General features: G+C 58.1%; 11 protein-coding genes and 1 pseudogene. 2 read left to right on the top strand and 10 right to left on the bottom strand.

The features are described 5' to 3' along the window. Positions 1-51: 51 nt before the first annotated feature. Positions 52-389 (top strand): annotated as a pseudogene (locus EOC94_RS35285) (LysR family transcriptional regulator); the annotation flags it as partial. Between the two features lie 367 nt (positions 390-756). Here the strand turns inward: EOC94_RS35285 and EOC94_RS32405 are convergent. Next, complete coding sequence (locus EOC94_RS32405; protein ID WP_245330002.1) at positions 757-2,058, bottom strand: IS110 family transposase; 1,302 nt, start codon at positions 2,056-2,058, stop codon at positions 757-759. 697 nt (positions 2,059-2,755) lie between these two features. Between EOC94_RS32405 and EOC94_RS32400 the strand changes: the two genes are divergently transcribed. Then, the gene (locus EOC94_RS32400) at positions 2,756-3,673 is read left to right on the top strand and encodes a LysR family transcriptional regulator (RefSeq protein ID WP_095488118.1); all 918 of its coding nucleotides are present in this window, start codon (positions 2,756-2,758) and stop codon (positions 3,671-3,673) included. A 48-nt stretch (positions 3,674-3,721) separates the two neighbouring features. On the opposite strand, the gene EOC94_RS32395 is transcribed toward EOC94_RS32400, so the two are convergent. The 9 genes from EOC94_RS32395 to EOC94_RS32355 all read right to left on the bottom strand — a co-directional run bounded on the left by EOC94_RS32395 (position 3,722) and on the right by EOC94_RS32355 (position 13,306). After that, complete coding sequence (locus EOC94_RS32395) at positions 3,722-4,525, bottom strand: TIM barrel protein (protein ID WP_095488112.1); 804 nt, start codon at positions 4,523-4,525, stop codon at positions 3,722-3,724. Positions 4,526-4,689: 164 nt separating this feature from the next. Then, positions 4,690-5,751 (bottom strand): LacI family DNA-binding transcriptional regulator, encoded by a 1,062-nt coding sequence (locus EOC94_RS32390; protein WP_091600622.1) that lies wholly within the window; start codon positions 5,749-5,751, stop codon positions 4,690-4,692. Positions 5,752-6,029: 278 nt separating this feature from the next. Then, positions 6,030-7,313, bottom strand: coding sequence for a dicarboxylate/amino acid:cation symporter (locus EOC94_RS32385; RefSeq protein ID WP_280953388.1), 1,284 nt, complete (start codon positions 7,311-7,313; stop codon positions 6,030-6,032). 388 nt (positions 7,314-7,701) lie between these two features. Further along, positions 7,702-8,463, bottom strand: coding sequence for a sulfotransferase (locus tag EOC94_RS32380; protein ID WP_024505871.1), 762 nt, complete (start codon positions 8,461-8,463; stop codon positions 7,702-7,704). Between the two features lie 287 nt (positions 8,464-8,750). After that, complete coding sequence (locus tag EOC94_RS32375; RefSeq protein WP_091600620.1) at positions 8,751-9,539, bottom strand: ABC transporter permease; 789 nt, start codon at positions 9,537-9,539, stop codon at positions 8,751-8,753. 3 nt (positions 9,540-9,542) lie between these two features. Continuing rightward, entirely contained in the window at positions 9,543-10,457 is a 915-nt protein-coding gene (nodI, locus tag EOC94_RS32370; RefSeq protein ID WP_091600619.1) for a nodulation factor ABC transporter ATP-binding protein NodI, read from the bottom strand. Between the two features lie 261 nt (positions 10,458-10,718). After that, the gene (nodC, locus tag EOC94_RS32365) at positions 10,719-12,044 is read right to left on the bottom strand and encodes a chitooligosaccharide synthase NodC (protein WP_095488116.1); all 1,326 of its coding nucleotides are present in this window, start codon (positions 12,042-12,044) and stop codon (positions 10,719-10,721) included. A gap of 15 nt (positions 12,045-12,059) precedes the next feature. Then, positions 12,060-12,719 carry a chitooligosaccharide deacetylase NodB gene (gene nodB, locus EOC94_RS32360; RefSeq protein WP_091600617.1) on the bottom strand — a complete coding sequence of 220 codons (660 nt, stop codon included), beginning with the start codon at positions 12,717-12,719 and terminating at the stop codon, positions 12,060-12,062. Further along, positions 12,716-13,306, bottom strand: coding sequence for a NodA family N-acyltransferase (locus tag EOC94_RS32355; protein WP_063169401.1), 591 nt, complete (start codon positions 13,304-13,306; stop codon positions 12,716-12,718). Before EOC94_RS32355 ends, nodB begins: the two co-directional genes overlap by 4 nt. Between the last annotated feature and the right edge of the window lie 929 nt (positions 13,307-14,235).

The raw sequence follows: 14,235 nt of genomic DNA, 5'->3' as shown, positions 1-14,235 counted from the left end.
AACATTGATGAAATCGTTTGTTTCGATGAAAGGCATCCACACTTTGGATAGTTGACCACGCGTTTCAAAGGTCGTGAACTACATCTCCTCGTTGTGCTCGACGCACTCCCGACAGAGCGCAACCTCATGGGCGCGGCATGCAAGATTAACCGAGCCCAGCCGGTCATGAGTGCGGCCGGCGCTCGGCTGCTCGATTATTTGCGCGATGAGCTCGCGACCATGTCCGCGGAGGTATTCAAACTTAACGCTGCGTCCGGGAGCTCTTGCCCTCCAGTTCGCGACGCTCTCCTGCCCATCCAGTGCTCGTTTATTTCGTCGGATAGTTTGACCCGGCTCTACCGAATCGCCGCTTCAGGATCATTCTTTCCGATTTCGTCACGCTCGTATTTCTGCCGCGTCCTACACCGATTAGGCGCGAACAAACTGAGCGCCTTGGAACCCGAACCCGTGCGTCGTGACCGGGAGCATCCGGGGCGAACTCATGCGCTCGGGGGCATCGCATCACCGGACGGCGACAGGCACGGTCGACCGGCATCTCGGCATCGGCTGGGAATTCGTCCATGGTCTGCATTGACGACGCTTCCTGAGGCCACGTAGCTCTTATGCCAAGCTGGGCGCCCGGGTCGAGCGCGTAATGACGACAATTGCTTCGCTACAGGTCAAACGCTTTCCGGGCCACCTGCAAAGTCTTCACCCGGCCGTACAGCGCCCAAGACCACTGATGTGATCGACAAGAGCCTTTTTGATAAATCTGCGCTATTCTCCTGTCGCGCACGGACGACCGCGTGGCGAAGAGCAGGGTCCGAGATGAGAGCCCTGCCGCGCAGCTTCTATCGTCGCGCCTCGTTTGCGGCATCCGTGCCTACCCTCTTCGGACCTCGTGGGTTCCAACCGGCGGCGAGGCGTGCATAGGCGCCCTCGGCCTGCTCCACCCAGCGGCGCTCTTCTTCCCGGTGGCTCTTTATGTTGTAGGCGTGCGCGGCTCCCTTTTGGCCGCGCACAGCCTTGCTCCCGGCCTTGAGTTCCACATCGCGCAAGCTTCTTGGCATGCAGGGAGGGTCGAGCCCACGCGAAACTCTCGCCCTTCATCAACAGATGCCAGATCACGACAGAGAGTTTGCGTGCGGTTGCCACGGCCGCGACATGCTGTCCGCGCCGGGCTCGCACGCCGCAGGGAGAAGGCTCGCAACGGTCCGGGAGCACGAGCGGCCGCCCAGGCCGCCTCGACGAGCATGCCGCGCGCATGACCACGGCCCTGCTTGGTGATCCGCCCATGGTAGGCCGGACCTGGCCGGACTGTCGGACGCTTGGGTTCAACCCGAGATAGGTCACGAGCTTCTGCGGATCGTCGAAGCGCGACACGTCGCCGATCGCCGCCTTCATCGCCAGCGCGACGGTGATGTCGACGCCGGGAATGGTCATCAGCCGCTTCACGCCTTCATCCTCGAGAGCCGAGCGGGCAAGATCGCGTTCGATGACCTGGAGGTCTTCGCCCAATCGGTCGAACTCGCGCAGATGCCGATCGATCGCGAGGCGCTCGTCCTGCGGTACGACCTGCTCGATTAACCAGGTCCGACCCTTGGCGCCGCACAGGTCGGCATGCGGGCAGGACGGGATCAGGTGGCTATGAAGGATCGACTGGATGACGGTCTTCAATCGAGATCTCTGTCGGACAATCTGATTGCGCCGTGTCACCTGTCGACGCAGAGCCTGCGTCGGCTCGTCCGCAATCCAGACTTCTGGCAAGAAGCCGCTGGCATAGAGCTGCGCAAGAACGTCGGCCTCGATCGTCGTTTTGATCTTGGCATAGGCAATGATACGCACCTGTTTCGGGTTGCCGATCCCCACCTTCTTCACATGCGGCGCAACCACAGCCGTAGCGGACGTCGCGTTGCCGGTGGCCTCGATCACCCCGACATCGTTCGGCGACAGCTTCGCGGCGAACGCCGCCAGCAGATCGCGCCGCATGTCGACGCGGCCGAGTCGCCTGAGCCTGCCATCCTCCCATGCCACTGCTTCGGCGAAGGCGCGGTGAATATCCAGTCCGATGATGCGCATGCCCGTTCCTCCTTCTTGGCTCGGTCAAAGACGGGAGCTGGCGGGTAACACGACATCTACTGATCCGCGCTCGCAGCGCCTCCGGGAAAGTCGCGAGGGGCGGCGATGTAACGAGCTCGGGCTCTCAGCCCACGGTCTATTGACGGCCTGCCTGCACCTTCGTGCTCCCGGTGCCCCACGTCCCGGATGGGCTCACCATAAGGGCGTTCCAAAACAAGAACGGCAGGACGAAAAGGCACCACAGATCACCACCGGATAACAGCAAGGCCAAGCGCTTCGTTCAGACAGGCTTGCGCCAATGGGCTTAGGCCGAGCCTACAACAGCTCTCAAAAACGCTGCCGAACTGCTGCATTGGCTTCGCCGATACAACACAGGCCTCACGGCAGCTTAGGATCAAACCGCCCATCAGTCGCCTCGGACTGGAAGGGTGCACCCTATTAGGTTCCACGCCTAGCTAGGTCGGGGCCGCCGAAGACGCTGGTTGATAGCCCGGCGCCATCGGCCCGGCATTTCAAACCGCCAATCTCTGACCTGCACAGTACGTACGATTGCTCGCTTCGGCAGATCACGCGGCTCATATGTCGGACCTTAACGTCATCCATCATAAACTTTTTGCGACAAAAGATTGCAAGAATGCTAAATTGTTAAAGTCGTTTGTTTCGGTTAAAGGCATCCATCCCATGGATGGCTGATGACATGCGTTTCAAAGGACTTGATCTAAATCTCCTCGTTGTGCTCGACGCACTCCTGACGGAGCGTAATCTCTCGGCGGCGGCACGCAGGATCAACCTGAGTCAGCCCGCCATGAGTGCGGCCGTCGCCCGACTGCGCGATTATTTCCGCGATGAACTGTTTACGATAAGAGGTCGCGAACGATTTCTAACCCCGCGTGCGGCAGCATTTGCCCCCGCAGTTCGCGACGCTCTCCAGCACATCCAGTGCTCGATTATTTCTTCGGATCCGTTTGACCCAGCTCGAGCCGATCGCCTCTTCAGGATCATTCTTTCCGATTTCGTCACGCTCGTGTTTTTCGAAAAGCTTGTGGAGCGTATTGCACGGGAAGCCCCCGCCGTCAGCTTCGAACTGCTGCCTGTCGACGATAGCCCCGATGAGCTTCTCCGGCGCGGTGACGTCGATTTTCTAATTCTACCGGATATGTTCACGTCGAGTGTGCATTCAAGCGTTCCGCTGTTTGACGAGAAGCTCGTGTGCGTAGGCTGTCCCACAAACAAGCAGCTGCCACAGCAGCTTACATTCGAGAGATACATGTCGATGAGGCACGTCGCGGTCAGGTTCGGGCGTACGATGAAGCCGTCTATCGAGGAATGGTTTTTGCTTGAGCATGGCCTTAAGAGACGTGTCGAGGTCGCCGTGCAGGGCTTCAGCATGATTCCACCTATGGTGTCCGGCACAGCTCGTATAGCGACCATGCCCTTGCGGCTGGTCAGGCATTTCGAAAACACGTTCCCCCTGCGGGTTATCGAACTTCCGCTGCCATTTCCCACATTCACCGAGACCCTCCAATGGCCGGCCCTCCACAATAGCGATCCGGCAAGCATCTGGATGCGGGAAATAATGATACAGGAGGCATCTCGGATGGCTGCCCCGCTGTGAACCCACGGAAAATTCAGGCGCACCTATAGTCACTACTCCTGTCACCATCTACTCTGACGACAATAGCCCTCGCCGGATAAAGTCGATGCTGGCGGCAAGTGCGCCTGCGAGATCGTCCAGAGAATGGACTTCCTCGACCAGCTCGAACGAGAAAGGTCCCGCGTAGCCGCCATCCAGCAGCGCCTGAATCTGGCTGCCATTGTCGGAACCTGCAAGAAAGCGATCGGGGTAAATCCAGAAGGTCGGGTCGTTTACGCTTGAAATGTGCACCAGGCCGGTAAGCTCGCAGAACAGGCATGTCTCCCCGGCCAGGGTGTGGTGGAACGTGTCGTGCACGAGGCGAAAGACGGACTGGCCATCAACCGCGGCAACGGCCTCGGCCGCTTCCTTCTTTGATCGAAGCGAGCAGGTTCGGAAACCCAGCGGCTCGATGAGACCGATCAGACCCCGCGACTGGAGGATTGGCTTGATCTCGTTTAGAGCGAAACGAAGATTGTCCTGGCGCTCGCTATCGGTGGGCCACGAGCTGCGGTTGGCCGGCACCAACACGAGCGTCTCCGCCCCGCACGCCGTCGCATAATCGGCGAGGTTGCTTGCCTCGGCCTGACGCGTTGGAGTCCAGTCGTTGAACCGCTGCAAGGCGTTGACAGAGATGATCGTGACGCCCGCTTCGGTAGCGGCAAACCGAACGTCCGCAGCCGGAATGCCGCGTGCGACAGGATTGCTGAAATGAGGGTAACGGATTTGGACGTCGGTCAGGCCTTGGTCACGGGCAAGCGCGAAAAGCGCACTGACGTCAAGGCGGGGCGCCGCCATGTGATCGAGTGCAAAGCGGGGCGATACCTGGCGCATTGCTTGACTTTCCTTCCATGAAGCGCGGCTGCCATTTCGGCATCCGGCTTCTTTCAAGACGGAACCACGCCGGTTCACAGATCGGACAGAGACGGCCGAGTCAATCGAGCTTTCCTTTCATCGGTGAAAGGAAAATGGGCGCTCATGATAGAAATCTATCAAGCTCAAATATTTTCCGGAAGATAAATGTCGAACGGCAGAAATGTCTGCCCCGGGCTCTCCGCGACGCCGGCTTTGATGGCCCGCTCCATTGCCATTATCAGCTCCTGGCAAAGTCGGCGCATTGGCGTGCCGACCGCCATCGTCAAGATGTCATCCGCAAGCGCCCCACGTGACTGCGGCGTCATTTCACTCACGATCGCGACGAGATCCTGACCGCTCCCCTCTTCTCGGAGCGCGGAAATTGCCCCCTCTATCCCCCCGCCGGCCATATAGAAGCCGACGAGCTCTGGTTCCCGCTGCATAAGATCCAGCAATTTTTCGTAAGTGAGCTGCCGTTCATCAAGGTTCACGAGCGCATCAAGCACCTCGAATTTTGGCGCGTTCTCACGAAAATACGCACGAAAGGCCGTTTCCCGCGTCGCATGCGCCTGGAAGCGATGGCTTCCGACAAACACCGCCACCTTGCCGGGCCGTTTTGCGGTCTTGGAAAACACCCAAGCGGCAGTCCGTCCGACCTTGCTGTTGTTGAGGCCGATGTAGCCCTCGCGCACGCCATCGGCGAAGTCGGATAGCAGCGAAAATACCGGGATACCTTTCGCCTTGAGCTCCTCGACTGATGCTGTGATTTTCGGGTGATCGGCCGCCACCATGGCGATCGCCTGGCAGCGGCTCCCAAGGTCCTTAAGAAGCGGGAGCAGGTCACGCGGCAAATGTGACTGCGCGAACTCGATGATCGGAAGGCCGTGGAAGGATTTAGCCATACTGACCGACTCTTCGATCTTGCGAGCGAAATCTTGGTAGAAATCGTGGGTAGGTTTTCTCAAGATGAAGCCCAGCTTGTAGTGCGGCAGGTGCTGCTGCAAGCGCTGTTTGATGAGACCGGCAGCATGATAGCCGATCGCGTGCGCGGCCGCATGGACCCGCTGGGCGGTCTCCTCTCGCACCGGAAGGCGGACGTTCAGAACCCGATCGACTGTTGCTACGCTGACTCCGGCTTCGCGGGCGAGATCGGCAATTGTGACGCGCTTTCCCCTAGCGATTCTGATCGGCCGGTCCTCCATCATCCGGTGCGCTCCCGCGACGGCTTGGGGCGGCAAGCTGAAATAGTTCCCACACCCGGCGGTTGATAGCGCATTCGACGAACAGCGCTCCATGCGCACCCAGATGAGTTTCCGTGAACCGTTCGTTTGCTTAGGGGCTTCATGGTGTTGTATTACTCACTGCGTTAGTACTCTATTTCCAGCGCTCTTTGGAGGCTGGCAATTCGACTGTTGTGGCAAGGCCGCGACTTACACGTCGCGCTGTTGCGATTTTGCTTGCGGGGAGCCAGTTTGATGTAACCCTAACCGCGGAAAGCGGCTTCCATCCGTGACTGGTCCAATTCGCCTTCCCAGCGAGCGACAACGAGCGATGCCACCGCATTACCGACTAAATTCGTCAGCGCGCGGCATTCCGACATGAAGCGGTCCACGCCAAGAATTAGAGCCATTCCGGCAACGGGAACACTCGGCACGACAGAGAGAGTAGCGGCCAATGTGATGAAGCCGGCGCCGGTGACGCCTGCCGCACCCTTCGAGGAAAGCATCGCAATTAGCAGCAGGAGGATCTGATCGGCAATTGACAAATCTGTGTTCGTCGCCTGCGCGATGAAGAGGGCGGCGATCGTCATGTAGATATTGGTACCGTCCAGATTGAATGAGTATCCAGTAGGGATGACGAGACTTACGACCGAACGCGCGGCGCCGGCCTTCTCCATCTTCTCCATGAGCGAGGGCAGCGCGGCCTCCGAGGAGGACGTTGCCAGGACAAGCAGCAGCTCGTCCTTGATGTAGCGGACAAGAGAAAAGATCGAGAAGCCGTTGTAGCGGCAGACCGCGCCGAGAACCCCGAACACGAAGAGGAAGGCGGTAAGATAGAACGTCGCGACCAGTATCGTGAGGTTGGCCACCGAACCGATTCCGTATTTGCCGATCGTAAAGGCCATTGCGCCGAAGGCGCCGATGGGTGCAGCCTTCATCAGAATGCCGACGAGCTTAAAAATGGGGGCGGTAAGCGCCTGGAGAAAGGTAACGACCGGCCTGCTCGTCTCTCCGGTCATCGCCAAAGCAATGCCGAACAGGACCGAGAAGAACAAGACTTGCAGGATGTCGCCTTCCGCGAAGGCACTGGCAATCGTTGACGGGATGATGTTCATCAGGAAGCTGGTCACGGACTGCTCGTGAGCCGTGGCCACATAGCCCTTAACGGCTTGGACATCGAGCGAGGCCGGATCGATGTTGAGGCCGGCGCCAGGCTGAACGATATTCGCGACAATCAGTCCGACAACGAGTGCAAGCGTCGAGAATGTGAGGAAATAAACCATCGCCTTGGCGGCAACTCGGCCGACCTTCTGCAGATCGCTCATGCCGGCAATGCCGGTCGCAATTGTCAGGAAGATGACAGGTGCGATAATCATCTTGACGACTTTGATGAAGGCATCGCCGAGCGGCTTCAGGCTCTGGCCGGTTTCCGGATAGAGATAGCCAATTGCGGCACCCAGGACTATGGCGGCAAGCACCTGCACGTAGGTCCGGGCAAAATGGCGCTTGCGGGGCGCTGCGATCGCGCGGGGGACTTTTGGAACCAACACCGTTTCTCTCTCCCTGACCGGATCGGGGTGGGGGCTCCTCCTTCTCCCATGCTGCGCTCCGGTCGAGCGCTGCTGTCATCTCGGAGCAAGCGCCGTGCCAACTGGAGGCCTGTCCCGTCCAGCGAGATTGGTGCGGGTTGCGCACTGGAACCCTCCACCTTTGCCGGAATTTGCACTCAAGGCTCGCCAAAGATCGCGTGAAGAAGTGCTTCGCCAGAGAGGGAATTGACCAGGTCGCCTTGCGGCCGTGCCTTTGATGTTCGCCGCAGATCGAATGCCGGCCGATATCTGTCGTCTTGGTGACTTTGGTTGGTCAGTTTTGCGACGGAATGCGCGCAAACTGTAGGATATCCTACACGCCCATCAGAGCACGCGGGACAAGCGATTAAGCGTAGGAGCGCATCGAATCTCCGAGGTCAAAAAATCTTGAATAAGGTCCGCGTGCGAAGTGAATCCGCAACTCGTCAAAGTTCTCCACCGTTTGATCCAGCGGTCGCGTTTCCTGGCGCTGCAGGATGGCGTTATCTGATGGCTCAAGCGCTGGAACGCCCAGGAAATCCCAAACCGCTCCCAAGCATTGGGCAGGTTCATGAAGAAGGCTCTCGTATTCCATTACAAGCAGGTTGGTCGACGTGAAGGAGTCCATAACGCGAGCGTGAAAATCGTCGGCGGCTTTGAAATAAGCCTCACAGTCAGCGATTGACAACCTGACGCTCGGTGGCCGAGCGGTATCGTTGTCCGAGCTGAACTTCAGCCACTGACCGCTTTCCCTGGCCTGCACAAAGGATCGGAGCGATTCCAATACGTTTCGGCGAACAACGAGAATGACCTTGAGTGCTGGCCAACGAGCTAATTCCGCAAAGAATGCTGGACGCTCGCGAAACTGAGGTTCATTGATCTTGCAGCCAAGATGCGTCACATTCTTGTAGTCGCGCATAGGGCAGCGCACATAGGCAAGCTCAAGAAGCTCGCGATCCGTGCCTAGCAGGCGATCCGTGCTGGGCCAATTGGGATCATATTCGTTTAGCAACTCACCGTTACTCAAAACGGTCGGATGCTCGTTTAGCAATTCTTCTAAATAGTGTGTTCCGGTCCTTGGCATAGCAAGGATCACAAAAGGCTCAGGAGTTGGTTCGTTGTGGGTCATTGCATGTGTATCCAACTAAATAATGGCCGCGACGGTCTGGGGACGCGCACAAGAAGCTTGGCTGCTATCGCTTGAACGCTCCGGGTGGGTCCGCGCCTCACCACCCAGCCTGTACTCCGAGGTGTGGTCGCGAAGATGGGCGCGTGCCTGCAGCGGCTGGGTGGCGCCCGGCTTCGGCGTTGTTGTACCACTCGCGATTCCTGGCACACGCATGCCTCCGGGCCGCTGTGGGCAGTTTGCAATCCGGCATTGCGGACCTCCTTCTCGTTGATGGGCGTAGGTAAGCGTCAACGCATTAGTCGTCGATGAAACAGTCCAGCCGACACAAAAAAAGGCAATACAGCGAACATGCAAAGTGCGCCTATATGCAGCCCTACATTGTCGCCCAGGCGGCCGAGCATCACCGGACGGATTAGATCGATAGAATTCGCCAGCGGCGAGAAGGCCGCAATCTGCTGAAACACTCCTGGCAATTGGCCGACTGGAAAAACCGCGCCCGAAAGGAACAGCATAGGTGTGATGACAAGCGTCTGATAGAAAATAAAATAGTGATAACTGGGCGCGAGCGCGATGACGAGCATGGCCAGGCTCGCAAAGGCGAACCCGGTGAGAGCGATGACCGGCAGCACGTAGAGAACCGACGTCCACGCGGCATAACCTAGCGCGGCGGCAACAATCGCAATTGTCGTACCGGCCAGAAAGGCCTTTGTGGCTGCCCAGGTCAATTCACCGAGAACGATGTCGCCGAGGGTAAGTTGTGTGTGCAAGATTGCTTCCCAAGTGCCCTGATCGCGCATTCGACCGAAAACCGCGTAAATTGTTTCGAAGGTCGATGCTGTCATCGCGCTTGTCGCAACCATGCCGGCTGCCAGAAAAGCGATGTAGGATGCACCTTCGATGCGGCCTACCAACAGTCCAAGGCCAGTGCCGAGCCCGAAAAGGTAAATCATCGGATCAGCAAGGGTGCCGAGCATTGAAGCAAATGCCACCTTCTTCCATGCCAAATGATTGCGGCGCCACACCGCGATCCAGTTCCAGGCGTTGGCGGGTAGAGCGGCCGCAAGACGTTCACCCATTGCTCACTTCTCCATCTCACGTCCGGTTAGCCGCAAGAAAACGTCCTCCAGACTGGGTGGACGCTCCAGAATACGCAGACCCGCTCGACCGCGAAGCTGGATGCGCACATCCTCCGGATCAGGCGCATAGCAAAAGAGCGTCTCGCCGCTTACCTCGATACGCTGAACGTACGGCCTGATCAGCGAAATCAGCTCCTGTGGATTGCCGCCGAAGATCTCGATCACGTTGCACCCAATGTACTCGTCGATCAGCGCATGAGGACTGCCCTCGGCGATCTTGCGTCCCCGCTCGAGAACACACAGCCGATCACAAAGCCGCTCAGCCTCTTCCATGAAATGGGTGGTCAAAATGATCGTTTTTCCGCTCGCCAGCAGGAAACGAAGTCGCTCCCAGATCAGATGGCGGGCATGCGGGTCGAGGCCGGTCGTGGGCTCATCCATCACAAGCAACTGGGGGTCGTTGATCAGAGCACGTGCCAGCGTCAGGCGCCGCTTCATCCCGCCGGATAGCAGGCCGACACGTGAATCCGCCTTGCTCTCAAGGCGAGCGAACTCGAGGAGCCGTGGGATGACGGCGTTGATCTCTCTTGTTCTCATGCCGAAGTAGCGCCCGAACACCAACAGGTTCTCACGTACCGTAAATTCCAGGTCGAGATTGTCGAACTGCGGGACCACGCCTATGCCCTTGCGGGCCAAGCGGCTGCGTGCCGGCACTGGTAGACCGAGGACTGTTATATCACCCGCGTCAGGCCGGGTCATACCGAGGAGCATACGCGCAATCGTGCTCTTGCCTGCGCCGTTCGGCCCCAGCAGACCGAAGCACTCTCCCGATGCAACGGTGAAGGACAGCCCGTCCACAACGAGCTTGTTTCCGAATAATTTGGTTACGCCGGTAAGGTCGATTGCTACATTGGACATGCGTCTATCTCAAGCGGAATGAGTCCGATTGGCCACCGGCAGCTTACTTACGAATCTGGTTCAGAGCAGGCCACCGCCTTGAGATGGCACCTTTGGAAAGTCGCGGCCGGAGCGACGCGTGTATCGCTTCCGCCAAAGAATTAACGTCAAGATGCCACGTGTCGCTTCCAGATAGTTCCCGTTCTGACCATAGGTAACTCGACAAGCTTCACCACGTGTCGACTGACACAACTTACTCGGTCACCCGGCGCTGCAAGGCCGTCAGACTTCACCAGCTGTGAGCGAAAGATCTGCAGTATGAAGTGACTCCGCAATTCCAGAATTGCCCGCAGCATTTGCTCCGGCAAGCGGCATCGCGCTTGTGATTTCCTTTGTGCTCCTGTTGGGCAGGGGAACACTTTTACGCGACAGCCAATCGCTATTGCTCAATGTACACAGGGCGTAAGCCTTCAAGGGGATCAACAGGAATATCCTGATTAACGCGTGCATTGAATAGCCGATGAATCGAAGCTGCCGAGTGCGGAAAGATAACACCGTAGATCTTATTATGGTCATGGTGACAATAGCCAGCACCGTCCACCAATTTACTGTATGTGAAAATAGTAGCTCACCGAGCGCCGTTACTACCGCGATGCCGAGCAACAATGGGCCGAGATTCTCTCCCATCACATCCAAAGTTAGATAGCGATCCAGGCCACGCAGTAGACCTCGCGCAAGCATCGTGTCCCGGAAAGTGCTCCGTGCCCAGCGGAGTTGTTGGCGCAAATAAGGTCCCATCTTGTCCGGAACGACTGTCGCCGCGACGGCACCTGGAACGTACTCGGTTCGAAAGCCTGCTTTCAGCATGAGGATCGTAAGATGACGGTCTTCACCGAAGTCGCTTGGTTTCCCCCTGAACAGCTGCGTCTCGTATTGATCCAGCAGAGAAAGGAGACAAGACCGGCGGTACATTGCACATGGGCCGCAGCAGCACATGACCGCACCAAAGCGACCTTGCGCCGCGCGCTCCTCATTGCAAGCCAGCCAGTATTCCATATCGATCAATCGGGTCAACCAAGTGTCGCTGCGGTTGTATGCCGTCAGCTGGCCCATGGCCGCTCCGACCATGGGATCCCGCATTTTTACTGCAAGCTTCGTGATGACGTCGGACGCAAGTGTCGTGTCAGAGTCGACGCTGAGCACGAAATCTCCAGATGAGCGGCGGATGGCGGCGATCTGCGCCTTGCGTTTGCCAACATTCTCGCGGAGCAGAATGAAATTGAATCTCGGGTCGCCCTCGTAGGCGTGATGTACCGGGATGACTGCATTACGATTTCCAGAACCGTCGTCAACCAGATAGACCTGAAATGTTCCGGCGTAATCTTGAATTGCAATGGAAGCTAAACACGCCGCGAGTGTGCGCGGGTCCTCATTGTAGCAGGGGATGATGACATCCACGCTCGGCCAACGGTCGGATCCGAACAAGCTTTCCGACGGCGGCGTAACATTTTCCGGTTGGGAGTAGACCGCTTGCATGCCTCTGTAAACAGTCGAGAGCACCGCATAAGACGAAACGGCAACAGTACTGGCTGTGGTGAGAAGGTCCATAGGATCTCTGTTTGTTCAGGGATGTTGAGGAAGTGATCGGATTACAAATCCGCGGCCGTGCAATTCTGGAATTAGGCGTGACAACGCTGTCACCGTCTGGTCGCGCAGACTGGCTTGATTGCCTGGTTGCAATTCGTCGGGAGCGCACCCGTCGTGCAACAGCACGATTGCGCCCGGCCGGATATCGGCGAGCACTCTGTCGACGATGGCGTCAACGCCGGGGCGAGACCAGTCGCGTGGATCAATGGACCAATGGACGGGCGCCAATGCCGCACCCGCTGATGCAGCGATTACTTCTTCGGTCCAGATGCCATACGGTGCACGAAAGTACCGAACCATGGCCTGCGGGCAAGCCATCCCTATGACTCTGTTTGCCTCAACTATCTGGCGGTCGACTTCGACGGGCCCGCATTTAGCCAGGTCCGGATGAGTCATCGTGTGGTTGGCTATACCGTGCCCGTCTGTAATAATTCGGCGAACGAGTTCCGGCTCGTCGGCCGCGTAGGCCCCAACAACGAAGAAGGTCGCCGGCACCTGATGTTGCGCCAGCACATTGAGTATCTGCGGTGTGAAAAATGAATTGGGACCGTCGTCAAACGTCAGATAGACGCTGCGCTCTGCAATGCCATCGGCATTGTCACTCTGCCCTTCGCATATGTAGTCCAGAGGCTTCATAGTTCCGGACCGTTCCGGTCGATCAGGGTACCGGACGGCCACTCGTCCATCGAGCGTCCGATCGGCGAAACCAACACGAGTACGTCTTCCAGGCGCGTGGGCGGCAGGTCGGGATGCACATCTGGACGGGTCGACCGTACGCGAACGCCCGACACAATGTTCGCGAGGCCGGCTCTGCAGAATCTTTCGACATGGTTTCGCAGCGCGTGCCGAACCGTGCCGAAAGCGAATGGAACACCCAACTGATGGAGCACTGGGTACGCCACGCGCATCGAAAAACCGATTCCGAGCCCTTCAAGATCCGGACGAACCGCGTACAGGCCCAATTCAGCGACGATCAAGTCGACCTCGCCAACTTTGATGAAGCGCCGGAGCATGCCGATGTGAGCCGCTACCCCATGCGCGTCGTAGCCGATTGCGCGGAATTCCGGCCTCGCGCCGGCCCAACTGCGGCCGCCTTCGAATGGCTCCGCGTTGAAGGCGCCAGTCCGTCCATAGGTCTTTCGAAAAAAGTCGGAGAGTTCGACATGGTCGGCCAGTTGCAACTCATTTTCCCAGCACAACTTCCACTCGACATTCGGGCGCATGGAAGACCTCACCTTGTAGCTGTCTGGTTGAGATAAATGTCCAAGCATTTGTTAAATAATTGGCGTCGCGCCAACGGGGCGTAACTTGTGGAGACCGCCGAAAGACCAAGCCGCAATGCAGATGCGACTGACTTTGTACGCCCCGCACACCAGATGATGCTCCTCGGATCCAACGCAACCATCGGAACTACCTATCTTTCCAACTTGAAGCGCTTCTATGGGACCTGCAGCAAAAACGGTAAAATCCTTTGTTTAGATGAAAGGTATCCACGCTTTGGATAACTGGGCGAATGCGTTCCATATGGCTGGTCAATTATCGTCGTCACGCTCGAGGCACTTCTGACGAAGCGCAAAGCTCACGCCCGCGGCACGCGCGGCCGTTGCCGGGCCGCGCGATTATCTCCGTAAGAGCCGAGCGGAGCTCAGACACGACGATTGATCAGAATCTGATTCGCGGGTTCAGTATCTCTTTCGTGTATCCAGCTCTGGGCTGTCCTTTGGCGGGAGTTAGGTTCGCCCAGGTTCTGAGCCTGGGGCGTCGGCCCGTTCGCCGCACAGGCTCCTTCGCACATCGTCGAGGCCGAGAAAGAGGGGGCCACACAGCTCCCCCTGTACTTTCCACCACCCGACACCAGCGCTCACCCAGGGCGCCGGCCTTGCTCACCTCAACGGATAGCGCACTCGCGCCGCTTCACGATTAAAAGAATTCTACAAGCAGATGCCTGTTTGATCGTGAGACGTCCGCTGCCAATTCCCGCATCGCAGAGGCAGCCAATAGCGCTCGCTTCACATAGTGGTCCGGCAAGCAGCTAGATACGACAGGTGACCTCAAATGAGGCGTCTTGCATGGCTTCTACACCTGCCTGAATGCCAGAACTGCGTTCGTGCCGCCCATGGCGAAGGCGTTGCTCATGGCGACGCGCACCTTG

The organism is Mesorhizobium sp. M6A.T.Ce.TU.016.01.1.1 (genome assembly GCF_003997065.1).
In the GTDB taxonomy this organism is placed as follows: Bacteria; Pseudomonadota; Alphaproteobacteria; order Rhizobiales; family Rhizobiaceae; genus Mesorhizobium; species Mesorhizobium mediterraneum.
This window is presented reverse-complemented; position numbering and strand designations above follow the sequence as displayed.

What these genes read in the sequence shown, in the direction of transcription:
- EOC94_RS32380 (WP_024505871.1), bottom strand. Translation starts at nt 8,463, where the DNA reads ATGACCCACAACGAACCAACTCCTGAGCCTTTTGTGATCCTTGCTATG.
- nodC (WP_095488116.1), bottom strand. Translation starts at nt 12,044, where the DNA reads ATGGACCTTCTCACCACAGCCAGTACTGTTGCCGTTTCGTCTTATGCG.
- nodB (WP_091600617.1), bottom strand. Translation starts at nt 12,719, where the DNA reads ATGAAGCCTCTGGACTACATATGCGAAGGGCAGAGTGACAATGCCGAT.
- EOC94_RS32355 (WP_063169401.1), bottom strand. Translation starts at nt 13,306, where the DNA reads ATGCGCCCGAATGTCGAGTGGAAGTTGTGCTGGGAAAATGAGTTGCAA.
- EOC94_RS32400 (WP_095488118.1), top strand. Translation starts at nt 2,756, where the DNA reads ATGCGTTTCAAAGGACTTGATCTAAATCTCCTCGTTGTGCTCGACGCA.
- EOC94_RS32405 (WP_245330002.1), bottom strand. Translation starts at nt 2,058, where the DNA reads ATGCGCATCATCGGACTGGATATTCACCGCGCCTTCGCCGAAGCAGTG.
- EOC94_RS32375 (WP_091600620.1), bottom strand. Translation starts at nt 9,539, where the DNA reads ATGGGTGAACGTCTTGCGGCCGCTCTACCCGCCAACGCCTGGAACTGG.
- nodI (WP_091600619.1), bottom strand. Translation starts at nt 10,457, where the DNA reads ATGTCCAATGTAGCAATCGACCTTACCGGCGTAACCAAATTATTCGGA.
- EOC94_RS32390 (WP_091600622.1), bottom strand. Translation starts at nt 5,751, where the DNA reads ATGATGGAGGACCGGCCGATCAGAATCGCTAGGGGAAAGCGCGTCACA.
- EOC94_RS32395 (WP_095488112.1), bottom strand. Translation starts at nt 4,525, where the DNA reads ATGCGCCAGGTATCGCCCCGCTTTGCACTCGATCACATGGCGGCGCCC.